The 24365-nt window shown below is 48.4% G+C and carries 20 protein-coding genes; 10 read left to right on the plus strand and 10 right to left on the minus strand.

The window, feature by feature from the left end; genetic code table 11:
• Nucleotides 1-4 precede the first annotated feature (4 nt).
• From puuC to puuD, 3 genes are all read right to left on the minus strand, one after another.
• Nucleotides 5-1501 carry an aldehyde dehydrogenase PuuC gene (gene puuC / locus DSM2777_RS12820; RefSeq protein ID WP_061554145.1) on the minus strand — a complete coding sequence of 499 codons (1497 nt, stop codon included), beginning with the start codon at nt 1499-1501 and terminating at the stop codon, nt 5-7.
• 91 nt (nt 1502-1592) lie between these two features.
• Entirely contained in the window at nt 1593-2150 is a 558-nt protein-coding gene (puuR, locus tag DSM2777_RS12825) for an HTH-type transcriptional regulator PuuR (RefSeq protein WP_025800824.1), read from the minus strand.
• A 12-nt stretch (nt 2151-2162) separates the two neighbouring features.
• On the minus strand, nt 2163-2945 hold the full coding sequence (puuD, locus tag DSM2777_RS12830; RefSeq protein ID WP_061554146.1) for a gamma-glutamyl-gamma-aminobutyrate hydrolase: 783 nt from the start codon (nt 2943-2945) through the stop codon (nt 2163-2165).
• Nucleotides 2946-3161: 216 nt separating this feature from the next.
• On the opposite strand from puuD, the gene DSM2777_RS12835 reads away from it, so the two are divergent.
• The 6 genes from DSM2777_RS12835 (at nt 3162) to DSM2777_RS12860 (ending at nt 8827) form a co-directional block, all read left to right on the plus strand.
• Complete coding sequence (locus DSM2777_RS12835; protein WP_046449837.1) at nt 3162-4580, plus strand: glutamine synthetase family protein; 1419 nt, start codon at nt 3162-3164, stop codon at nt 4578-4580.
• Nucleotides 4581-4770: 190 nt separating this feature from the next.
• A complete protein-coding gene (gene gabT / locus DSM2777_RS12840) occupies nt 4771-6093 on the plus strand; it encodes a 4-aminobutyrate--2-oxoglutarate transaminase (RefSeq protein WP_061554147.1) in 1323 nt (440 codons plus the stop codon).
• Between the two features lie 262 nt (nt 6094-6355).
• Nucleotides 6356-6577 carry an ABC transporter permease gene (locus tag DSM2777_RS12845; RefSeq protein ID WP_227741598.1) on the plus strand — a complete coding sequence of 74 codons (222 nt, stop codon included), beginning with the start codon at nt 6356-6358 and terminating at the stop codon, nt 6575-6577.
• On the plus strand, nt 6567-7955 hold the full coding sequence (locus DSM2777_RS12850; protein ID WP_025800829.1) for an APC family permease: 1389 nt from the start codon (nt 6567-6569) through the stop codon (nt 7953-7955). Before DSM2777_RS12845 ends, DSM2777_RS12850 begins: the two co-directional genes overlap by 11 nt.
• 163 nt (nt 7956-8118) lie before the next feature.
• Nucleotides 8119-8508, plus strand: a complete 390-nt coding sequence (locus tag DSM2777_RS12855) for a type II toxin-antitoxin system RelE/ParE family toxin (RefSeq protein WP_046458079.1) — start codon at nt 8119-8121, stop codon at nt 8506-8508.
• Nucleotides 8498-8827: a helix-turn-helix domain-containing protein gene (locus tag DSM2777_RS12860; protein ID WP_040045807.1), complete on the plus strand. Its 330-nt coding sequence runs from the start codon at nt 8498-8500 to the stop codon at nt 8825-8827. The genes DSM2777_RS12855 and DSM2777_RS12860 overlap by 11 nt, the downstream gene beginning before the upstream one ends.
• Before the next feature lie 5 nt (nt 8828-8832).
• Here DSM2777_RS12860 and rarD read toward each other — a convergent pair whose 3' ends face one another.
• On the minus strand, nt 8833-9759 hold the full coding sequence (gene rarD / locus DSM2777_RS12865; protein ID WP_061554148.1) for an EamA family transporter RarD: 927 nt from the start codon (nt 9757-9759) through the stop codon (nt 8833-8835).
• A gap of 227 nt (nt 9760-9986) precedes the next feature.
• On the minus strand, nt 9987-11411 hold the full coding sequence (gene sbcB, locus DSM2777_RS12870) for an exodeoxyribonuclease I (protein ID WP_174521879.1): 1425 nt from the start codon (nt 11409-11411) through the stop codon (nt 9987-9989).
• A gap of 209 nt (nt 11412-11620) precedes the next feature.
• Between sbcB and DSM2777_RS12875 the strand changes: the two genes are divergently transcribed.
• Nucleotides 11621-12682, plus strand: a complete 1062-nt coding sequence (locus tag DSM2777_RS12875) for an FUSC family protein (RefSeq protein ID WP_061554150.1) — start codon at nt 11621-11623, stop codon at nt 12680-12682.
• Nucleotides 12683-12732: 50 nt separating this feature from the next.
• Here the strand turns inward: DSM2777_RS12875 and proX are convergent, their stop codons facing one another.
• The 3 genes from proX to proV all read right to left on the minus strand — a co-directional run bounded on the left by proX (nt 12733) and on the right by proV (nt 16242).
• Nucleotides 12733-13731, minus strand: coding sequence for a glycine betaine/L-proline ABC transporter substrate-binding protein ProX (proX, locus tag DSM2777_RS12880; RefSeq protein ID WP_226930023.1), 999 nt, complete (start codon nt 13729-13731; stop codon nt 12733-12735).
• Between the two features lie 211 nt (nt 13732-13942).
• Nucleotides 13943-15046, minus strand: a complete 1104-nt coding sequence (proW, locus tag DSM2777_RS12885; RefSeq protein ID WP_061554151.1) for a glycine betaine/L-proline ABC transporter permease ProW — start codon at nt 15044-15046, stop codon at nt 13943-13945.
• Entirely contained in the window at nt 15043-16242 is a 1200-nt protein-coding gene (proV, locus tag DSM2777_RS12890; RefSeq protein ID WP_046458066.1) for a glycine betaine/L-proline ABC transporter ATP-binding protein ProV, read from the minus strand. The genes proW and proV overlap by 4 nt, the downstream gene beginning before the upstream one ends.
• A gap of 455 nt (nt 16243-16697) precedes the next feature.
• On the opposite strand from proV, the gene dinG reads away from it, so the two are divergent.
• From dinG to wzz(fepE), 3 genes are all read left to right on the plus strand, one after another.
• Nucleotides 16698-18887, plus strand: a complete 2190-nt coding sequence (dinG, locus tag DSM2777_RS12895) for an ATP-dependent DNA helicase DinG (RefSeq protein ID WP_061554152.1) — start codon at nt 16698-16700, stop codon at nt 18885-18887.
• A gap of 93 nt (nt 18888-18980) precedes the next feature.
• Nucleotides 18981-19901: a DNA-binding protein YbiB gene (ybiB, locus tag DSM2777_RS12900; protein WP_061554153.1), complete on the plus strand. Its 921-nt coding sequence runs from the start codon at nt 18981-18983 to the stop codon at nt 19899-19901.
• A gap of 368 nt (nt 19902-20269) precedes the next feature.
• A complete protein-coding gene (gene wzz(fepE), locus DSM2777_RS12905; RefSeq protein ID WP_237087771.1) occupies nt 20270-21352 on the plus strand; it encodes an LPS O-antigen length regulator Wzz(fepE) in 1083 nt (360 codons plus the stop codon).
• Nucleotides 21353-21469: 117 nt separating this feature from the next.
• Here the strand turns inward: wzz(fepE) and cycA are convergent, their stop codons facing one another.
• Both cycA and mepS read right to left on the minus strand, forming a co-directional pair.
• Entirely contained in the window at nt 21470-22873 is a 1404-nt protein-coding gene (cycA, locus tag DSM2777_RS12910) for a D-serine/D-alanine/glycine transporter (RefSeq protein ID WP_046458062.1), read from the minus strand.
• 562 nt (nt 22874-23435) lie between these two features.
• Complete coding sequence (gene mepS / locus DSM2777_RS12915; protein WP_004096016.1) at nt 23436-24020, minus strand: bifunctional murein DD-endopeptidase/murein LD-carboxypeptidase; 585 nt, start codon at nt 24018-24020, stop codon at nt 23436-23438.
• Nucleotides 24021-24365: the final 345 nt, after the last annotated feature.

Raw genomic sequence — 24365 nt, forward strand, 5'->3', positions numbered from 1 at the left:
ATATTTACTCCAGCGAGATCCAGATAGTTTTCAATTCGGTGAATTTTTCCATGGCGTGCAGTGATTTATCGCGCCCGTTGCCGCTCTGCTTATAGCCACCAAACGGCACGGTCATATCGCCATCGTTGTAGTTATTGACGAAGACCAAGCCTGCTTTCAGGCGGCGCGACATGCGATGAGCTTTAGATAAATCACGGGTCCAGATGGCAGCGCCTAGGCCATAATCACTGTCGTTTGCCAGCGTGAGTGCTTCCTGTTCGGTGGTGAAGGTGGTGACAGCAAGCACTGGGCCAAAGATTTCTTCACGCGCAATGCGCATTGAGTTGCGAACTTCGGTAAAAATGGTGGGGCCGAGATAGCTACCATGCTCACCCTGCGGGTGATCGCGACCATCGAGATAGAGGTTCGCCCCTTCAGCCAGTCCTGCCGCGATATATTCATTCACTTTTTCACAATGGTCGGCATCGATAAGCGTGCCCATCACGGTTTCAGGATCGAGTGGGTTACCCGGTCTGAACGTCTGAGCCTGTTCGTGCAAAATAGCGAGGAATTCGTCTTTGATACTCTCTTCCACCAGCAGACGCGTGCCTGCGATACACACTTGGCCTTGGTTGTAGAAAATACCGGCCGCCGCATTGGCTGCGGCTTTATGCAGATCGGGACAATCGGCAAAAATAATGTTGGCGCTTTTGCCGCCGGCTTCGAGCCAAACGCGCTTCATATTGGAATCGCCCGAGTCTTTCAACAACTGTTTGGCGGTGCGCGTGGATCCGGTAAATGTCAGTACGTCGACGTCAGGATGGCGCGAGAGAGCCTGCCCTGCGCCTTGGCCAAAGCCTGCGATCACACTCAATACGCCGTCTGGCAATCCCGCCTCTTTGGCTAAACCAGCGATGCGTAAGGCAGTTAACGGGGATTTCTCAGACGGTTTTAAAATAACGCTGTTACCCGCGGCTAAGGCTGGACCGAGTTTCCAGCAGGCTAACAGCAGAGGGAAGTTCCAAGGCACGATGGCGGCGACAACGCCAACGGGTTCACGTTCGATTAACGCAAGGGCATCTTGAGCCGTTGGGGCAATTTCGCCATACACTTTATCAATGGCTTCGGCATACCAACGCAGAGAGCGAATGGCGCCGGGAATATCATCACGTAGGCTGTGGCGAATAGGCTTGCCGGTATCTAGTGTTTCCAGCAGCGCCAGCTCCTCGTGATGCTGTTCCATTAAATCAGCCAGCTTCATCAGCGTTGCTTTGCGTTTTGCCGGAGGGGATTGCGACCAGTCTCCGCGTTCAAAAACTTCGCGCGCAGCGCTAACGGCTTGATTCACATCATGCTCATCTCCCTGAGCGACGCGAACCAGCTCACGCTGACCCGCCGGATCTTCCACGGCAAACTGTGCGCCATCGGCGGCCTGCTGATAACGGCCATTAATAAACAGTCGGTTCTCAATCTCTAGGGCGCGAGCCCGTTGCTGCCAGTACTGCAAATCGTGAAAGTCCATGCGTTCCCCTTAATTCCCTTCGACATGGCATTGCAGAGCGTGAACGGCAATGCCAACGGCGTCGGGTTTTATCTATATCTCGACATAGGCGTCAGAATGTTGTGGGTGTATGGGCGCTGATAATTCGACATATACGCGCCGACGTATTGCTGAAGCTATGTGGAATGCCGGTGTTAATGGCATAACTTTGTCCGGCTTCTAGGTGATAAATCTGACCGTTGACCGTCAGCATCACTTCCCCTTCCAACAAGGTGCCGATCTCTTCACCCTGATGTTTTATGCGTTCACCGGTTGTGGTGCCGGGTTCATAAGTTTCAATCATCATGGCCAGCGTGCGGTTTGGGTTACCGTTATGAATGAGCTTCATGGAAACCCCTTGGCTGCCAATTTCGATCAAGTCTTCGGCGTTAATCACAACCTGTGGTTCATCTGGTTTTTCCTGTTCGGCAAAAAACTCCGACAGTGACAACCCATAGACCTTGAGCAGTTTTTGCAAGGTGCTAATCGCTGGGCTGACTTTATCTTGTTCGATGGTGCTAATAGCACTGTGCGTTAATCCAGACAGTTCAGCTGCCCTGCGCTGTGACAATCCCAATTGTTGACGGATATGTGACAGGCGTTTTCCTGGCGCCAAGCTGACATCGCTCATATGCATATTTCCTTATTGATAGTTCTTATCAGGCTGGCTGTTTTTTTCAGCACTGGCTTTCTGACAAGCGGTGATAAAACCTTCAAACAACAAGCGGGAAAGGGCGTATTCATCGCTATTCCATTCAGGATGCCACTGCACGCCCAAGGCGAATGGGTGATCGTGAACGCTAACGGCTTCGACTAAACCATCAGATGCCTTAGCTTCAATGCGTAGCCGTGGCCCCAGCGTTTTGGCACCTTGACCATGCAATGAGTTAACCCAGAACTTGTTGCAACCCGGTACTAATTGTGAAAGCAAACCCCCTGCCTGTACCAGCACCTCATGAGAGGGGGCATATTGTTGCTCCAGCGGAAGCTCTGGATCTTCACGGTGCTCCAGCAACTCCGGCTGTTCATAGAGGCGGCGATACAGCGTGCCACCGGTTGCCACCACCATTTCTTGTAACCCACGGCAGATGGCGAAAAGGGGAATGCGCCTTTCGAGTGCGAGGCTAATCAGCGCCATACTCAAACTATCACGCCCAGGATCGGCGTCAGGCTCATCGCCGTTTTCACCATATAGGTGCGGCTGCACATTGCTTGGGCTGCCCGGCAGCATAATGCCGTCCAGATGGGGGAGAAGCGATTCCAACAATTCAGGTTCAGACAGCGCGTGTGGCAAGGCCACTGGAAGTCCGCCCGCATTCAATACGGCATTTAGGTACTTTTCTTGCAAGGTTTGCGTTAGGTGCCCGTGCACCCTGTTCCTACACATGACGATGCCAATCACCGGCCTGTTAAATATATTGCCCATACCACCCTCTCCGCTTGGTCTAAATTATGAACACATTGCTTCCATACAGCGCTTTTCCGTTCAATATTTTCTCAATCTAGCAGTGGTAAGCGTAATATTCAAACTAATTGCAACACTTGCGAAACATTTTGTTTGCATCTACATTTCAATTGTGGACATTATATCGAGCAGTCCAAACGGTCAGATCCACGGTCTTCAATCAATGGCGGGTGAATCATGCAAACCAATATCGTAGAAGTTGAAAATTTTGTTCAGCACAGTGAAGAGAGACGAAGTAGCGCGTTCCAACGCGAAGTAAAAAATTACTTGGAACGCTATCCCTCCACGCAGCACGTCGATGTACTCCTTACCGACCTTAATGGTTGCTTCCGTGGAAAGCGTATTCCTGTTGCTGGGCTGAAAAAGCTTGAGAAGGGCTGCTACTTCCCTGCGTCGGTGTTTGCGATGGATATTTTGGGTAACGTGGTTGAAGAGGCCGGATTAGGCCAAGAGCTCGGCGAACCCGATCGCACCTGTATTCCGGTATTGGGATCGTTAACGCCATCGGCGGCTGACCCTGAATTTATCGGTCAGGTTCTACTGACCATGCTGGATGAAGATGGTACTCCCTTTGACGTTGAGCCACGTAACGTGCTGAATAATGTCTGGCAGCAACTACGCCAGCGCGGATTATTCCCTGTGGTAGCGGTAGAGCTGGAGTTCTATCTCATCGATCGACAACGCGACGCCGAAGGATATCTTCAGCCGCCATGCGCGCCAGGGACTCAGGAGCGTAATACGCAAAGTCAGGTGTATTCAGTCGATAACCTGAATCATTTTGCCGACGTGTTAAGCGATATTGATGAACTGGCTAAGCTACAACAAATCCCCGCCGATGGTGCGGTAGCAGAAGCGTCTCCAGGACAATTCGAAGTTAACCTGAACCACACCGATAACGTCTTACAGGCCTGTGACCATGCGCTTTCGTTAAAGAGACTGGTACGCATGGTGGCTGAGAATCATGATATGCACGCCACCTTTATGGCGAAGCCTTATGAAGAGTATGCGGGCAGTGGTATGCACATTCATATCAGTATGCTCGATAGTAAAGGTCAAAACGTTTTCGCCGACGACGACGGTGAAGACTCGGCATTATTGAAGAAAGCGCTCGCGGGCATGATGGAACTGATGCCAGCATCGATGGCGTTGTTGGCGCCGAACGTCAATGCTTTCCGCCGCTTCCAGCCGGGCATGTATGTACCGACTCAGGCATCTTGGGGCCACAATAACCGCACCGTCGCATTGCGCATTCCGTGTGGTGACCGCGACAGCCACCGTGTTGAATATCGCGTTGCTGGCGCTGATGCCAACCCGTATCTGGTGATGGCAACGGTGCTTGCGGGCATTCTGCACGGTTTGGACAACACACTTACGCTGGCAGAGCCTATCACCGGCAACGGCATTGAGCAGGACGGCCTGCCATTCCCAATCCGTCAAAGTGATGCTCTGTATGAATTTGAAGAACAGCAAGCGTTGCGCTCGCTGCTCGGAGAGCGTTTCAGCCACGTTTACCACGCCTGTAAAACTGATGAGCTTATTCAGTTTGAACGCATGGTGACTGACACTGAAATCGACTGGATGTTGAAGAACGCCTAATACCCTTTATCTTTCAAATTGAAAGGTACTGCAAGACCCCCTCCCAACCTCCCCCTTGTCAGGGGGAGGGGCTGAAAATGCGTATTTTTGCAGAAACAGCGTGTTTACACGGAGTGCTCCCTCCCCTGACAAGGGGAGGGTTGGGGTGGGGTTCGAAATTTGAAATTCAAATTCAATTACGGAGTACATCATGTCTGAGAATCAAAATCTGTCCGGGAATGCCTCCAACCAGTCATGGCAGAAGCGTCGTGAAGAGGCGGTGGCGGGCGGAGTTTCAACATTACTGCCAGCGTTCATTCATAAAGCGCGCAATGCTGAGCTGTGGGACATTGAAGGTAATCGTTATATCGACTTTGCAGCAGGGATCGCCGTGCTGAATACCGGCCATAACCACCCTAAAGTGATCGCGGCCGTTCAAGAACAGCTGACGCGTTTCACACACCCGTGCTTCCAAGTTACGCCATATCCAGAATACGTTGAGCTGGCAGAGCGTCTGAATGCGCTGGTGCCCATTAAAGAAGCCACGCAGACGCTGTTGCTTACCACGGGTGCTGAAGCGGTTGAGAACGCCGTGAAAGTGGCGCGTATCGCCACCGGACGCAGCGGTGTGATTGCATTCCGCGGTGGTTTCCACGGACGTACCTTAATGGGAATGGCGTTGACCGGTAAAGTTGCTCCGTATAAACAGGGGTACGGTCCGTTCCCATCGGGTATTTATCATGCGCCATATCCGTCTTCCTACCTTGGCATCACGGAGCAGCACGCGTTAGATGCGCTCGATTCCATTTTTGCAGCGGACATCGCGCCGAGCGAAGTCGCCGCAATCATCATTGAACCGGTACAGGGCGAAGGTGGTTTCTATGCCGCTCCTGCTGGTTTCTTGAAATCGTTACGTGAAATTTGCGATCAACACGGCATTGTTTTAATTGCGGATGAAATCCAGAGCGGCTTCTGCCGTACCGGTAAAACCTTTGCTATCGAACATACCGGCGTTGAACCCGATCTGATCACCATCGCGAAAAGCTTGGCGGGCGGCTTCCCGCTGTCTGCGCTGGTGGGTAAAAAACGCCTGATGGAAAAAGCGTTGCCGGGCGGTTTGGGCGGTACTTATGCAGGTTCTCCGGTGGCTATCGCCGCAGCGCTTGCAGTGACGGATCTGATTAAAGAAGAACAGCTGAACCAAAAAGCCCAGCAGGTTGGCGAACAGATTACGACCGAATTACATGCGTTGGCAGAACGCTTTGATTGCATCGGCGATATTCGTGCCGTTGGCGCAATGGTGGCGATGGAGCTGGTGGAAAATCGCGATGCAGCCAAGCCAAATAAGGCCATCACTTCTGCGTTAGTGAAAGAGGCCGGTAAACAAGGGCTGATTCTGCTCTCCTGCGGTGTGCGCGGTAATGTCATTCGATTCTTAGCGCCGTTAACGGCCGAAAAAGAAGTTATAAAAGAAGGTATGGAAAAGTTGGCTTCAGCACTTTCTGTTGTGGCAAAAACAGTGCAGAATGCATGACATAAAGATAACCGGTAGTTTACTGCCGGTTATCTTTTTTTTATCACTATGGCGTAACGACCTCGGGTCTACGCATGTGAACAAACGATGAGCCTGCCCCTCGATTCACGACGCAGGCTCCAAATACAGAGCGCGGTCGGAAGATTCGCGCAATAGCCAGAGCAAAAGTAGTTCTCGCGGCTGTTTCCACTACCGGACCACGGAGCGTTCAGGCGGTAGCGGTTTACTATGATGACGTATCGGGATACGTCTAGAGGATATAATGATGGTGCATGTTTATGTTTATCCGCCGCGCTTGGGCGAACGCCTGAGCCGCAGCGAATACGGGCCAGCTCACTGTTTTATTGGCGCTTTGCTGAATGAACAAACCTATATCTGTAGTCGATTATCCCGCCGCCTAATACGACGTTTCCCCGCGGCCTCTCTGAATGACGTTAATTTGTTACCAGCAGAGGACAAAGGGGGAAACCGTCATGGCGATTAGCACTCCTCCTGTTGCTCAGGCTGCCGCGCATGAAGCGGGCAAGCCCCAATTACGTAAATCATTAAAGCTTTGGCAGATTGTCATGATGGGCTTGGCTTATCTGACGCCGATGACCGTGTTTGATACCTTTGGCATTGTGTCTGGTATCAGCAACGGCCATGTGCCGATGTCGTATCTTTTTGCTTTGGCCGGCGTGCTGTTTACGGCGATAAGCTATGGCAAATTGGTGCGCCAGTTCCCGACGGCGGGTTCGGCCTACACCTATGCACAAAAAGCCATTAATCCCCATGTGGGCTTTTTGGTGGGATGGTCATCGTTGCTGGACTATCTTTTCCTGCCGATGATTAACGTGCTGTTGGCGAAAATCTATCTCACGGCGATGTTCCCAGAGGTTCCCCAGTGGATTTGGGTGGTCGGTTTTGTGGCGATCATGACCGCGGCGAACTTGAAAAGCGTGAGTCTGGTAGCCAATTTCAATACCGTTTTTGTTTTGGTGCAGATCTCGATCATCGTGGTGTTTATCTTTTTGGTTGTGCAAGGTCTGCATAAAGGCGAGGGGGTTGGCAAAGTATGGAGCCTTCAACCATTCGTTAGCGAGAATGCGCATTTGCTGCCGATTATCACCGGCGCCACCATCGTGTGCTTCTCATTCCTCGGTTTTGATGCGGTAACGACGCTGTCAGAAGAAACCAAGGATGCAGCGAAAACGATCCCACGGGCGATATTTCTCACCGCGCTGTACGGTGGCATTATCTTTATCTCGGTATCGTTCTTTATTCAGCTGTTTTTCCCTGATATCTCAAGGTTTAAACAGCCGGATGAGGCGCTGCCAGAAATAGCTCTTTACGTGGGGGGAAAACTGTTCCAGTCAATCTTCCTGTGCACCACGTTTGTGAATACGCTGGCCTCGGGTTTGGCATCGCACGCGAGTGTTTCGCGCTTGCTGTATGTTATGGGGCGCGACAACGTGTTCCCTGAAAAGATCTTTGGCTACGTGCATCCAAAATGGCGTACGCCAGCCCTGAATGTGGTGATGGTGGGGATGGTTGCTCTATCGGCTATCTCGTTTGATCTGGTGACGGCGACCGCGCTGATAAACTTTGGTGCGCTGGTGGCATTTACGTTCGTGAATATCTCGGTGATTAGTCACTTCTATGTTCGTGAAGGGCGCAATAAAACCTGGAAGGATCGTTTCCACTTCCTGATTTTGCCGATGATTGGTGCACTTACGGTTGCCGTGCTGTGGTTGAATCTGGAGAAAAGTTCGCTAACCATGGGGCTGATTTGGGCTGCACTTGGATTTGGCTATCTGGTGTTCCTTACCCGCCGCTTCCGTAAACCGCCGCCGCAGTTCGAAAGCCAACCGCAGGCGGAATAAAGATCTAAACAGTTATGTCGGGGAGCGAAAGCTCCCCGAATTTTTTGCGAAGCTCTTTCCAATCCTTTGCTTATGCTCTGACATCCCTTTATCGCCATGCTAGTTTCCCCCTCAATAAAAAGGTCATTTAAGCAGCAAAAATAACATGGAGTTTTATACCTAAATGGATATAATTGAGCGTATGGCAAGGCTTTATCGCAGACCTATTTTTTGGATTGCGGGGTGTAAAAAAGATCTGCAGCAATTGCCTGATGAGGTGAAAGATACGATGGGCTATGCATTGTATCTTGCTCAAATCGGGCGGAAGCATCCGCAGGCAAAGCCATTGAAGGGGTTTCATGGCGCGGGAGTATTAGAGATTGTCGATGATGATGGGTGTGGAACGTATCGCGCTGTTTACTGCATTCAATTCAAGCACGCAGTTTATGTGTTGCATGCGTTTCAGAAGAAATCATCTTCTGGGATTTCGACACCGCAGACCGATATGGAAAAGGTCAAAGAACGTTTAAAAGCGGCTCAACAACATGCAAAGGAAAATCACTATGAAAAATAATCTCGAGATCGAAGCCGGTGGCGATAGCGTCTATGAAGATCTTCAGTACGCTAACGCCGAAGAGATGCAGGTAAAGGCACAGTTGGCGGCCATTATTGCTGAGCTGCTACAGGAACGCGGCCTTTCTCAAACCGAAGCCGCCGTGATGCTGGGGATGACTCAGCCAAAACTGTCTAATTTGCTGCGTGGGCAGTTTCGCGGCATTAGCGAATTTAAAATGTTGTCATGCCTGATGTGTTTGGGCGGCCAAATTAACATTCAGGTCAAAAAACCGAGGCTAAAAACAACCCGTGGGCATTTAACTGTATCAGTGAGCTAAGCACATTAATGGCCCGGATGGTTTCTTTTGCCGCGCACCATATCGGTAGCCAAATGGCGATAGCGCCAGTGCTGCTGGAATAACTCGTAGACGCAGAATGCTAATCCTAACCAGATGAGGGAGAAGCTGATCATCTTCGGCATATTGATCGGCTCACCGAAGGCGAGCACCGCCAGTAAGAATTGGAGAGATGGCTCAACATACTGCGCAAGACCAATGACCGTCAGCGAGGTGCGCTTAATCGCTGCGGCGAATAGCAGTAGAGGAGCGAAGGTGACCGGTGCCGTCAAGGCATACAGAATATAGGTTTTTGTGCCGGAGCCCGCCAGAATGCTGCCGCCTGTGGCATGTAACCAAAAGGTGATGGCAATCGCGAGCGGTAGCATCCACAGGGTTTCTAACGTGAGTGCGGTCATGATGTCGTAGCGAATAAACTTACGCACTAACCCATAGAATGCAAACGTACTGCCCATTGCCAAAGCGAGAAGCGGAACGTGACCTAGTAAAATGACCTGATAGGCCAAACCCGTGATGGCAAGCGCCACTGCGATGCGCTGAAAGCGGCTGAGTTTGTCGTGTAGAAAAATAACGCCTAACGCGATAGAAAACAGTGGATTGGTGAAATAGCCAAGGCTGGCATCAAGTACCAGATTGTGGGTGAGCGCATAGATAAACGTGGTCCACGAGACGCTCATGATCAAGCCGCCTAATAGGCAACAGAACAGAGAACGTTTATCTTGCCAAACCTGTTGCCACGTCGTTCGGTTTTTAAATAGCAGACGTAGCAAAAGTAGCAAAGGAATAGACCAAAACAGGCGTTGCGCCAGCAACTCAAGCACGTTGGCATCTGGCAGCATCTTATAAAAAAGCGGTGTAATGCCCCACAAAATAAACGCGAGAACGGCCAAGACTGGCCCGTTTTTCAGCCACATATTTACGACCTGTTTTGAATAAAATCTATACCCAGCATGCTTCAAACTGCAATTGTTGGTCGCGCTTATTCATCCTAAGCACTAACTGGCTCGCCTCAATGCAACTCGAATTATTTTGGGTATGTGTATTGTAAAATAAAGAAAATGCGCCTTCGCTACCTACTTTAACCGTTGGTAAGAAAACCGAGGGTGATGTAGCTCACCCTCAATGATAAATCTTATGAATATTAACCGACTAACTGCTTTGCATATTCATACAGTTCTTTAAGCTGGGCCAATTTCTCTGGGTTTTCTTCATGGCGGTTATACAGCTCTTCCAACTGATGAATATAGGTTTGAACACGTTCAGGCGTTAGTGCTGCTTGGCGATGCAGTTGCCAGCGACGTTGTTCATCATCGGTAAGCGTCGCTGGGAAGTTACGTGCGCGATAGCGGAACAGTAAAGGTAGAACGCGTTTATCGTTAAACGTCAGGTCGAGAGCCGGAAGATTTTGCGGCAGGGTTTCTCTAATAATTTGCATTGCCGTTCGGTCTGCATCGCTAAAGAAACCATCATACAGCTGGGCGTCAACGTCTTCTGATGCTTTGAAAGGCTCGGCTTCTGCAAATACCGCGACAACTTTGTCTCGCAGCTCGGGATGGCTACGCAAAAGCTGTAAGTTATCCATGCAACGTTGACGATCGAGCCCTAATCGTTCGGCATTTTCAGGGCGCAGGGTCTGATCAGGCGCAAGAACCGGACATTTGTTGATATGCACCAGTTTGAGAGGAACGGGAGACGCGGTGCCAAGTTCGCTGCGGCGTGTATAGAGGCGTTCGCGCAGGGCATCGGTATCCAGATCTAACAGCGGAGACATATCGCCAGCCAGATCGCACATGATCACCGCATTTTTATTGTCAGGATGCCATGCCAGCGGCGCAACTAAGCTGGTGTTGCCGCGCAGAGCGCCAAACATGCCAGAAATATGCACCAGCGGTTTCATGTTGGCGATATCAATCAGCGCTGAAACTTTGTGTTTATTTCTGAGTTGGAATAAGTAATCAAACAGCTTGGGCTGGGCTTGTTTCACCAACTTGGCCAGCGCGATGGTGGCATAAACGTCGGCCATGGCGTCATGGGCATTTTCATGCTCGATGCCGTTGGCTTTTGACAAATGTTCTAGCTTAAAACTCGGTAAACCTTCATCGTTTTCCGGCCAGTTGATCCCTTCAGGGCGCAGCGCGTAGCAAGTGCGTAAAACATCGAGCAAATCCCAGCGTGAATTGCCGTTTTGCCAGCTGTATCCGTAAGGATCATAAAAGTTACGATAAAAGATATTGCGGCTGACTTCATCATCAAAACGAATATTGTTGTAGCCCATAATGCAGGTGCCGGGCACGCTAAACATCTGATTTATTTGCCGTGCAAACTCGGCCTCGCTAACCCCACGCTCTAAAGCCACCTGAGGCGTGATGCCTGTGATCATGACGGCTTCTGGCTGAGGAAGATAATCATCAGCAGGGCGACAATAGATCACCAAAGGTTCTTCAATGATGTTGAAATCAGCGTCTGTCCGCACGCCAGCAAACTGGGCAGGGCGATCTAGTGCCGGATGTTGACCAAGGGTTTCGTAGTCGTGGATGAGGAACGTGGGCGCGGCCTTGCTCAAAATAACATCTCTTATCAGAAAACAAAGTAGCGACTAGTGTAACCGCGAAATTGACGAAACCCAAAGGCTGGGACAAAACACGCGAGAAACATCGCATTAATTATTTATCTGGTTTCGCTAACCGGCGTTTGTTATTTAATTTTTTTTACGATATTGAGTACACTTAGCAAAGATAGGTATTTTCATGCGTTGTTATCCTTAAGGTATTCGCTGTGCGTCTCAATAGAGCAATTTCCCCCCCCCTCGAACATGTGATTTATGGTCACTACAAAGCCATCCACGGTATCCGTATGGCGATTGCGTTTGTCATCACCTTCTTGGCGATTCGCTTATTGCACGTACCCGAAGCCACGTGGCCGCTGATCACGATGGTGGTGGTGATGGGGCCGATTTCGTTTTGGGGAAACGTTATCACCCGCGCGCTGCAGCGCATTATGGGGACGGTTTTTGGTGCTGCCTCGGGGTTGGTTGCACTCTATCTTGAAGTCTTTTCGATGCCGTTGATGCTGGTGTGGTGCGCGGTCGTCATGTTTGTGTGCGGCGTGCTGGCATTAGGTAAACGGCCCTATATGGGGCTTTTGATCGGGATTACGCTGGCCGTGGTTTGCGGCGCGGGCCCTGGTGATATGAATACCGCCTTGTGGCGAAGCGGCGATGTGATTATTGGTTCGTTATTAGCCCTGCTTTTTACGTCGATATTCACCCAAAAAGCGTTTGTCCACTGGCGCCTAATGATGAGCAAAGAGCTTAAAAACATGAGCAGTTTTTACAGCGCTCACATATCTCCAAACGTGTTAGAACGGCCTCATTTAACCAATAAGCACCAGCAAATCCTGAATGAACTCGTCAAAGTACGGACGCTGATTTCACCGTGTGTGCGAGAAACGCGCATCGATAAAGATGTATTTGATGCCATTCAGGTGATGAGTCGTAATTTAGTTTCCACGCTTGAGCTTTTAACGGATGCCTATTGGGCAACCCGTGAAAGCCATTTCATTATGTTGAATGCGACAAAGCTGCGTGAATTTCAGAAACTGTCGGTCAATACGCTGAATGCGCTTTCCAATGCACTGCTCAGTGGAAGCATTGAAGCAAACTTGAGCGATCTGCCTGAAATGGTTGCGGTGTCCGGTGAGCTTAAAGCTTTAATGGAAAACGCCAAAGCAGCTGAAAATATTGAAGCCCCCATCTATGGTTATGTTTGGCTTAATATTGAACTGGCGAAACAGCTTGATGAGCTTAAAGATTTGATCGGTATGGTGTTAAGAAAATAATTTGATTATCCCCCCTGATAGGGGGGATCACTATACGTTATGGCTTAACGTTATGACTTATTTGCTGCCTGCTTTGCGGCATCGATCCAACCATCAAACGTGGCCTGATGTGCTTTAATCCAGCCGTTTACATGGCGCTCAATATCCGCTTCGGAGTTTTCACCCTGATGCATACGCAGGTTTTGCGCATTCACGTCAGCAATTGGCAATTTCATTTCAGCAAACAGTTTTGCCGCCGCAGGGTTTTTCTCGGCGAAGGTTTTGTTAGCCACGATCTGCATGTTGTTAACTGGGAAACCGTAGTTAGCGCCGTTTGGTAGCTTGGTATCAACATCTTTCAGGCTGCCCGGTAAGGCTGAGAACGGCACCTGTAGCCAAACAACATCACGTCCCGGTTTGAGCACGTCACTCACCCAATATGGCGTCCATGTGTAGTAAAACACCGGTTTGCCTTCTTTAAAGCGGGTCATGGTGTCGGCAATCAGCGCGGAATAGTTACCTTGATTGTGTTCAACCGTGTCATTCAAACCATAGGCTTTGAGCTGATAGTTGATAGACGCTTCACATCCCCAGCCCGGCGTACAACCGGCTAGGTCGGCTTTGCCGTCGTTGTTGGTATCAAACAGCTTGGCAATTTTGGGATCTTTCAACTGCTCAATATTGGTGATGTGATACTGATCGGCGGTTTTCTTATCGATCAAATATCCTTGCGCCGCGCCCGTTACGTACTGGCCTTCACGGTAGAATTTTTTATCACCGCCTGCACCGTTGTACATATCAGAATGAAGCTGATCCCAATTCACCGCGAGGAAGGTGGCATCACCGGCCGCAACGGAGGTATACGCAACGTTGTAATCCACTTCTTTGGTTGGCTGAACGTCATAGCCTAGTTTTGCTAGCGCCTTGCTCACTAGTTGGGTCTGGAAAGTCTCTTCGGCAATACTGCTCTGAATTGGCTGTACAGACACGCCTTTGCCCGGCAATTCTGCTGCCTGAGTGGAGAAGGAGATGGAAAGTGTGCCGAACGCCAAAGCAGTGACGGCAAGCATAGAGGCGATTCGTTGTTGAGTTTGGTTATGTTGTTTTGTTTGTGATGTCATGAATATTCCTGTTGGTTTTATCCCTGTTATTTTTGGCGTAGTGCCAGCTATGCAGGGTATAGATGGGAAATAGGGCTATCCGCGCTCTTCTCAGACGATGAAAAAAACCGAATAGAAGTTCGATATGCGCCTCCCCCAGCAAGAGGGAGGCTAAGAAGTGTTAACCGCGTTTAACAAAAATACGTGCGACTAAGCCTATTGGACCTGTCATATACCAACCCTGTGCGCCACGGCTGCGACGATCGCGGCCAACGGACTGGGTTAAGCGGTCGAGGATAATCGCTAGAATCACGATACCAACCCCACCGATGGAAGCCAGACCCATATCGAGTCGGCCGATACCGCGCAGTACCATCTGGCCTAAACCACCCACGGCAATCATCGAGGCGATAACCACCATCGACAGCGCCAGCATCAGTGTCTGGTTAACACCGGCCATGATGGTTGGCATTGCCAGCGGTAACTGCACTTTAAACAGCATTTGGCGTGGGCTTGAACCGAATGACTCAGCGGCCTCAATCAAATCAGCCGGAACCTGCTGAATACCCAAGCTGGTTAAACGCACAATCGGCGGTAGCGCAAAGATAATGGTGACGACGACGCCCGGCACGTTACCGATACCAAACAGCATCACGATAGGTACCAAATAGACGAATGCTGGCGTGGTTTGCATAGCATCCAGTAACGGTCTTATCACTCGCGCCGCACCTTTACTGCGTGCCAGCCAGATCCCTAAGGGCAGGCCGATGAGCATGCAGAAAAACAGCGATGTCAGTACCAGTGCAAGCGTCACCATTGCCTGCGACCAAGCGCCGATCGCGCCGATGGCGATGAGGCCAATCAAGGTCGCAGCTCCCATGCCAAACCCTGCGCACTGCCATGCAATTAAGGCGAAGACCAAAATCGCGATAGGTGCGGGCATGCCCAGCAAGATGTTTTGAAATCCGCTGAGGACGAAGTCCACCGGCATGCGAATGCCTTGAAAAACAGGGCGGCCGTGGCTGACCAACCAGTCGATACCATGCGTGACCCACGTATCGAAAGGCACCCAGGTATGATGGAACGGATCCATCAGATTAAAGTGTTCTGGCTCGGGCGCGGGGGCGCTGCTGAGCCAGTCGCTGCCTTGAGCGGCATGATTGCTTGCGGCATCAGTCGTGGCCGGTGATGAAGACCATGCGTCTGCGCCTTGCGATGCGGATGATGCGCTGGCGGCTGATTCTGCGGGTTCTGTTGCCCATGGATTACTCGTTGCGTCACTCATTGGCTAGGGCCCTCTTTGTCCAGTGCTTGTAATAGCGTACCTTTATTGATAATGCCGATAAAAATACCGTCAGCGGATGTCACCGGTACACCACATGGTGATTGGGCAACCTGCGAAATTAATTCGTTGAGCGAGGTATCTGCATCAACGGCTTCGGGAGCTGACAGCAGGGCAGAATCTAAAGACTGACCTTGAGAGAGCGCTTGTTTTAATGATTCAACAGAAACAATACCAATATATTTTTGGCCTCGTTCTACGACATAGCCATAATCATGATCTTCATCCTGCAATAATTTCAATGCAGCACGAGGTCCGAATCCCGGCGTTTTTCGAATCAATGAAAGATGTCTACGGCGAGCAATATCTTTCGCACTAAAGACTTGGCTAATATCAACGCCTTTGAAGAAAGTCTTAACATAATCATTGGCCGGATTATTCAATATTTCTTCAGGTGTCCCAACCTGTATAACTTCACCACCTTGCATAATGGCAATACGGTCACCAATACGCATAGCTTCGTCTAAGTCATGTGAAATAAATACAATGGTTCTTTGTTGCTGAGACTGAAGTCTAATTAGTTCATCCTGCATTTCCGTACGAATTAAAGGGTCTAATGCGGAGAATGCTTCATCCATTAATAGAATATCAGGGTTAATGGCCATTGCGCGGGCTAAACCAACGCGCTGACGCATACCGCCGGATAGTTCATCGGGATATGAGTTGGCGTGATTTTCTAATCCAACCTGACGCAAGGCATCCAAGGCTTTCTGATGACGCTCAGCCTGAGGCACTCCCGATAGCTCCAGCCCAAAGGCGGTATTATCGAGTACGTTCAAATGTGGCATGAGTGCAAATGATTGAAAAACCATACTGATTTTACTACGACGGATATTACGCAGTTTCTCTTCTGAAACTTGTGCAATATCTTCGCCGTCAATCATGACTTGGCCACGGGTCGGTTTAATCAGACGATTGAGAAGGCGTACCATGGTGGACTTGCCGGAACCTGAGAGTCCCATGATGACAAATATCTCGCCTTCTTCAATGGCCAGACTGGCATTTTTAACGCCAACGGTCAGACCTGTTTTTTCAAATATTTGGTCTTTATGCAGACCTGATTCAATAAGTTTAAATGCGCGGTCGGGATGTTCTCCGAATATTTTATAAAGGTTCTTAATTTCTATTTTAATAGTCATGCAATAATAGAGTGTCCTATATATAATGAGAAATAGTTCACAGATTATTTAAATCAAATAATCCAAATATTATGAGCGAAATCGTTTAATACCCTAACATAATGAGATGATGAGACAACCCCTAAATGCAGATTAATGCCGTAATTGGGGTTTACATAAGCATAAATATTCGTTATGGTAAAATGCTGCTGCGCTTTCGACCTAATTTTAATATCGACTGATTTTTAAGTTATTTGTGCTGTTAGGCCCCTTCAACGAAGCGTAATTATTCTGCTGAATATTCATAATTAAAATCATATTATTTGTTAAGAATGCTCCTAATATTTCTTGGCTTTAATCTATTTATGTAAACATTATTATCAACTGCTATTCCACCTGCATGACAGAATATCAGGCTGATTTTTGATGGTGAATATGAGAAAATAGGCCTCTGTTTCTTTCTGTATCGAGCATCAATGGCGCTTTCTTCCGCAACTAAAAATCAAATTACTCAATGGTATAAAGCCCTTTCTGAGCATATCCCTGATTTTATCCCACGTCCTCAGCAGCGCACGATGATTGCGGAAGTCGCGAAAACGCTAGCCGGTGATGACGCTCGTCATTTGGCCATTGAAGCGCCAACGGGCGTCGGTAAAACGCTGTCGTATTTGATCCCTGGAATTGCGATTAGCCGCGATCAAGAGAAACCGTTGGTGGTGAGTACGGCCAACGTGGCTTTGCAGGATCAGATATACAGTAAAGATCTTCCGCTGCTGCGCAAAATCATCCCTGATTTAAAGTTTACCGCGGCTTTTGGCCGTGGCCGTTATATCTGCCCGCGTAATTTAGCCGCGATGGCGAGCGCTGAAGGTATGCAGGGCGATCTGAAACTGTTTATTGAAGATGATCTACAGCCCAGCAGCGCGGAAGAAAAAGCGCTATGTCAAAAAATCAGCAAGCAGCTTAGCGGTTATCGTTGGGATGGCTTGCGCGATCATCTTGATGAGAATATTGATGATGCACTGTGGGCGAAATTAAGCACCGATCGTGCGAACTGCTTAGCGCGCAACTGTATGTATTTTCGTGAGTGTCCTTTCTTTATTGCTCGTCGCGAAATCGAGAGCGCTGACGCAGTGGTGGCAAATCATGCGTTAGTTATGGCTGCGTTGGAGAATGAGTCGGTTCTCCCTAATGCCAAAGATTTGCTGTTGGTGCTAGATGAAGGTCATCACTTACCCGATGTGGCGCGGGATGCGTTAGAAATCGATGGCGAGATCACCGCTATTTTTGTTAACAGTCAGGTGGAAGGGATCGCGCGGCACATTGAGCAGTGCGGCGCACAGTACAGCCCTAAAAATCGTCCGAAGCTGATGGATAGCGAGCGCCTGAAAGCCCATTGTGAAGAGATGCGGCAGCTAACCACGGATTTTGACCGCATGGCGTCATCACTGCTTCCCGTAGGCAGCAGTGAGCCAAACTATCGTTTCGAAATGGGCGTATTGCCTGAACCGATGGTCGATATTGCCGTCCGTTTATATAAATTGACGGACGGGCTGCGCGGCTTGGCTGAATTCATGATGAATGATTTGCAGGAGAAAACCGGCAGTCACGACATTATGCGATTGCACAAGGCCATATTGCAGATGAGCCGTAGTTTCAGCTACCTAGAAGCGATGACGAAGCTGTGGCGTTTGGCGGCAATGGAGAAAGCCTCCAATGCGCCAATTTCAAAATGGCTAACGCGTGACGTATTCGACAATGTGCAGCACATCTATATGCATTGCGTTGGGATCCGTGTCTGCGATCAGCTCGAGAAAATGCTTTGGCGAAAAATTCCTCATGCCATCGTCACTTCGGCCACGCTGCGATCCCTGAATAGCTTTAACCGAATCAGCGAACTCTCGGGATTAAATGAAAAAGCGGGCGATCGTTTTGTCGCGTTGGATTCCCCGTTTAACCATCCAGAACAAGGGCGTTTGGTGATCCCGCAGATGACGCTTGAACCTGCGATGGCACAGGAGGCGGAGCATTTACGCCAAATGGCACACTTTTTCCGCCATGAATGGGAAAGTGGAAAACATACCGGCATGCTGGTGCTGTTTGCCAGTCAAAGAGCGATGCACACGTTCCTTAGCTTCGTGCCTGCATTACGTCTAGGATTGTTGGTTCAAGGCGACCAACCGCGTTATCGCTTGGTTGAAGAACATTGCCGTCGCGTGCGTAAGGGCCAGCAAAGCGCCTTAGTCGGGCTACAGTCATTTGCTGAAGGTCTAGATCTTAAAGGTGAATTGCTTACTCAGGTACATATCCACAAAGTCGCCTTCCCGCCCATTGATAGCCCAGTGATCCTCACCGAAGGCGAATGGCTGAAAACGCTGAAGCGCTATCCGTTCGAAGTGCAGAGCTTACCTGGTGCGTCGTTCACGTTGATCCAGCAGGTTGGCCGCTTGATCCGAAGCCATGAGTGCAAAGGTGAGATCATTATTTATGATCGACGCTTGCTGAGCAAAAGCTATGGTGCGCGTTTGCTAGGCGCATTGCCGGTATTCCCGATCGAACAGCGCCCAATGCCCGAGGGCGAACTCCCCGAAATTCCTGTACAGAAGAGCGATAAAAAATCAGCAAATGGCTCGCGTGGCAAGCGCGGTGCTCGACGCCGAAGCTAAGGTTAGCGACAAGTACAATTGTCAGGGTAAATAATGCCACGTACTATCCATCATATGACGCAAATGTGAATTGGATGAGTACGAGGTGTTGCCGTGGATTATGCACAAATTATTAAAGAAGTAGGGCGAGGGAAGAATCACGCGCGTGATATCAGTGCTGAGCTAGCTGAGACGTTGTTTAGCGATATGCTGGCTGGCCGTATCCCTGAGTTGGAGCTAGGTGGCATCCTGATTGCTTTGCGTATTAAAGGTGAATCTGAGCAAGAGATGCTCGGTTTTTATCGTGCGATGCAGCAGCATTCCGCCAATATTACGCTGCCTACTGATATGCCAATGCCCATTGTGATCCCAAGCTATAACGGTGCTCGCAAGCAAGCCAACCTAACCCCGTTGTTAGCTATATTGCTGGCAAGGGAAGGTGTTCCCGTTTTGGTGCATGGTGTTAGCCAAGATCCAGGCCGGGTGACCAGCGCTGAAATATTCCAAGAACTGGGCATTACACCGACCCGCGATCTGCAAAGCATCGATTGGAAAACCGGTAAACCGGTTTTTATCTGTCTCGAAGATTTAGCCCCAGAGATGCACCAAGTGCTGTCATTACGATGGCGCATGGGCGTTCGCAATAGCGCACATACCCTCATTAAGATGATTAACCCTTTTGCCGGTGACGCTTTACGCCTGGCTAGCGTTTCTCACCCTGAATATATCCAGAGAATGGCGGGGTTATTCAATCAAACATTATCGACCGCGCTTCTATTGCATGGAACGGAAGGTGAGGCGTATGCAAACCCGTTACGTTGTCCGCAGATGCATTTATGCCGTGAAGGGGAAATGAGTACGCTAGTGACGCGTGAAATGGGAGAGGGGGATAAGCCAGAATTAGCTGAAACAAAAAGCATAGAGGAAACCGTGCGCTGGACGAAAAGCTGCCTTAGTGGTGATATTCAAATCCCGTTGAGCATTAGATTACAGCTTGAGGCTTGCTTGAGCGTGGTCGGCGTTAAGGGGATGTAATCGTTTTTATTTGCTCAAGATGAGCCGATATTTTAAGCATATTAAACGCCTATCTGTAGGCGTTTTCTGTTCATAAAATACATAGGAAAATGATAACTAACATAAATAAAAATAAAACATAGCTATATTTTATAGAATAAAATCTATGTGATGTTGATTTTTAAGGTGTTTTAACTGATTTTTTTATGTTTAATTAGATTTATATTTTAAATTTTTAAGATCGCAATCTGCGTAGTATCTATAAAAAAGGTTATCCAGTATCCTTTTTTTTAGAAAAATCCTATTTTATTAATCTTTAATTACACATAACAAAATGTGAATTTCATTGCAACATTATGACTACAATACACCACGAAAATCTTGATTCTGTGATCGATAATTCAAAGCCTGCATTCCAGTCTCCTTTCCTCCGTGATGATGAAATTGATTTGATTGAATGGTTACTTATCGTAATTAAATCATATAAAACAGTTTTAATTATAACGTTATGTTTTGGTTTAATGGGGTATGGCATTGCTAAAATTTTGCCGCAAAAGTGGACGAGTGATGCGGTTGTTGTTGCCCCGCAAACTCAGGAACTGACCTCACTGGATGAACTAAAGCCACAGCTTGCTGTTTTAGGCATCGATTTTAGCGTGGGTGAAAAAGAGCTGTTAAGCCTCTTCGTGCGTGATTTTGATTCTCAGATTTTGCGTCGCGAATACCTTGTGACAACCGATTTTTATAAGCGACTGATCGAGAAAGTCGGCCCTAATGATGAATTGGCTAAACGCCAGATACTTGACAGTTTGGCGACCAAATCCTTTACCTCTTTCAGCAGCGAACTGAGTAAAACCCCCTCGGACACGACTTATTCTTACAATAAACTGTCGTTTACCGCAGATACTAGTGAAGATGCACAGAAAACGCTGGAAGGCTTTATCTCAGTCGTTAATGCTTCGGTGGAAAAACATATCGTCGGTAAGATCCAGCGCCTCATCGATATTAATCTGAGCAGTGAAGAAGCAAAATATGATATGGCCCTTGCACGTTTAAAAAATGCTCAGGAAGTGAGTATTAATCGTCTTGGGTATTCGTTGTCTATTGCTGATGCGGCCGGCGTGAAACGTCCGCTGTATAGCAATGGCACTGCCATTAAAGATGACCCTGATTTTTCTATTGCGTTGGGCTCCGATGGCTTAAAACGTAAGCTGGAAATTGAGAAATCGATTACCGATCTGGCTCAGTTAAACTCCGGTTTGCAAGACAGCAAGATGATTATCAACAAGCTGCGTGAGCTAAAGTTAGCGGATCTCAATTTCACTGCATACAAGTACATGATGACACCTAATGAGCCAGTGAAGAAAGACAGCCCTAAAACAGCGCTGATTGTCTTGTTGGCACTTATTTTAGGTGTGATAACTTCGGTTGGTTTGGTGACTGTCCGCCATGTGATAAAAAGCCGCAAATAGCGTGTGTATTCATTTGATTTCTTAATAGTTTGGTAGAAATATCAGCTGTCAGAAATATAAAAAACGGGCCATACGGCCCGTTTTTTATTGGTTATTCGCGACTAAAGTCACTGATACTTATTGGGTGCTACGACGTTTGCGAATGAACATCCAACCCAGTCCTAGAATAACGAACCAGAGCGGCGTCACCATCAATGCCTGACGCGTATCAGCTTCCAGCGTGAGTAACACGATAACAAACGCAAAGAAAGCAAGACACACCCAGCACATCAGCTTGCCAAAAGGCATTTTGTAGATCGATTTTTCATGCAGGTGAGGACGCTGTTTACGGTAAACCATGTATGAGCACAGAATGATTGACCAAACAAACATGAACAAGATGGCTGATACCGTGGTGACCATTGTGAAGACGGTGACAACGTTAGGGATTAAGTAGATAAGTACCACGCCGCCCAACAGGCACACGCAGGAGAACGTTAAGCCTGAAGATGGCACTGCGCGCTTAGACAGCAAAGCAAAGCGTTTAGGCGCCACGCCATCCTGCGCTAAGCCATAAAGCATACGGCTCGTTGAAAAGACGCCGCTGTTGGCGGAGGAGGCCGCAGAGGTAAGCACCACGAAGTTAATGATGCTGGCCGCGGCAGGTAAACCCGCTAATACAAACAGTTCAACGAACGGGCTTTTATCTGGAACTACAGAGCTCCACGGCGTGACTGACATGATCATGATGAGAGCAAATACGTAGAACATGATGATGCGGATCGGAATTGAGTTAATGGCTCGCGGTAGTGATTTCTCAGGATCTTTCGTTTCTGCCGCCGTGGTTCCTACCAGCTCAATACCGACAAAGGCGAACACCGCTATTTGGAAGCCCGCGAAGAAACCACTTAGGCCTTTCGGGAACCAGCCACCGTCGTTCCACAGATTACTAAATGAAGCCACGCTGCCGGTCGGTGATTCAAAGTGCATTAACACCATGCCTAGCCCGATCAAAATCAGCGCAACGATGGCCACGATTTTAATCATCGCAAACCAGAACTCCATTTCGCCGAACATTTTAACCGTTGCCAGATTCAGGCCTAACAGCAAAAGCACCACGGCAAGCGAGGCGACCCAATCAGAAAGCCCAGGGAACCAAAACTGCGCATAGGCCGTTATCGCGACGACGTCGGCGATGCCTGTAACAACCCAGCAGAACCAGTATGTCCAACCGGTAAAATATCCAGCCCATGGGCCGAGTAAATCGGCAGCAAAGTCGCTAAAGGATTTATATTCAAGATTGGATAACAGCAGCTCGCCCATCGCGCGCATCACGAAGAACAACATAAAGCCGATGATCATGTAGACGAAAATGATCGAAGGGCCTGCAAGGCTGATTGTTTTGCCGGATCCCATAAACAGGCCGGTACCGATAGCACCACCAATAGCAATGAGTTGAATATGACGGTTGGTGAGATTACGCCGGAGATGCTCTTCCCCTTTTGCGGGGCTCGCGGCCTCAACTTTTACCTGCTCTACCATTTTGTCTCTTCCTTTTACCTGTCTGTAAGTTGCATGCCTTTTGCTAATGCTTCGCAGATGATGAGCTGCGGTGTAGTACATCATTTTGGGCATGTAGTTTTAGGCATAGGCTCTGATGGCCTTTATCTATACCCGCCATACTTCAAGTGCGCCATCACTGACTTGAGTAAGCTCATGGGGATGAGCCCACTCACCGCCTCACTGCAACTCGAATTATTTTGGGTATATAAATGCATTGCGAAAGAGAACGACTCATTCGCAGGGCATCAAAGATATTAGGGAAGAAAATAAGAATTGAATACAAATAGATTAACTTAATGTTAATTTTTTGTTTTTTATCGATCTCGATCCACAGTGATTTGTGATGTATTTCAAGACTCGCCAGATAAAACATCCGTCAGATCACAAAATCACCGCAATAATCATTCGGCTACAAGTAGGGATTACAGAATATTGTGAAGGTGCCGATGAGGCGAAGCAGAGGGTTTGCGGGCATAAAAAAACGCAACCGAAGTCGCGTTTTATTTGGCATTTAGGACAATCAGGTGTTTGTGCGTCTGGATTAGCTATGTGCCGGGTTGGTCAATACTCGGCGAGCTTCACGATAACGGCCTTTCCAGTAGCTATCATTCAGGCTTGAAATAGTCACACCGCTGCTGGTGGAAGCATGAACAAATTGATCATTACCTAAATAGATACCGACATGGCGTCCCGTTGAGCCTGCACGGAACAGCACTAAGTCACCGATACGCAGCTTGGTACGCTGAATTTGGCGGCCAGTATCTTGTTGTTCTGACGTAGAGCGGGGCAGATCCAAACCAAATTGTTCACGGAAAGTACGTTGAACAAATGCTGAACAGTCAATGCCACGTTTGCTGTCGCCACCGAGGCGATAACGTACACCTTTCCAGGTTGCGTATTGATCCATAATTTTGGATTTAATATCCACATTACGAACCATTGCTTCAAATTCATCCTGAGAAGCTTGAAGTAAAAGACCATCTTTGTCTTTAACTGCATGCGTATCAGTTTGTGCGTATCTATCAGATGAAGAATGGTTTGCACTACATGCCGACAGAAGTACTGCGGCGGCGATAGCAGGAGCTAATCGCAAGATATATCTCAGAATCGGTTGAGACTTGACCATTGTAGAAGATTTTCCTTTTTGTCCTTAACGACGGAGTCGCTATCTATAAATGCCATTCAAGAGACTAATAATAGGATCCACATGTGACAATGTTTACACATGAAATCTGTGCGGTGGAGCACACTTTTATCGCTATTATTCTCAAAAACTCAGAATCTATGCACAAACGTTGAAAGATTACCGGATCGAAATAGGTTTGGCGAGGCTTTTTGTTCATTTTAAAGAATAAGAAGCTGCTGTAATAATATGTAATATTTAAAGATTATTAAAAAAGATGTATGAGCAATGGAAAGATGAAAAGAAAGCTAGGTTGGTATAGGAATTATCTGAATGAGAACTTATGCA

The organism is Obesumbacterium proteus (assembly GCF_001586165.1).
Lineage (GTDB): Bacteria > Pseudomonadota > Gammaproteobacteria > Enterobacterales > Enterobacteriaceae > Hafnia > Hafnia protea.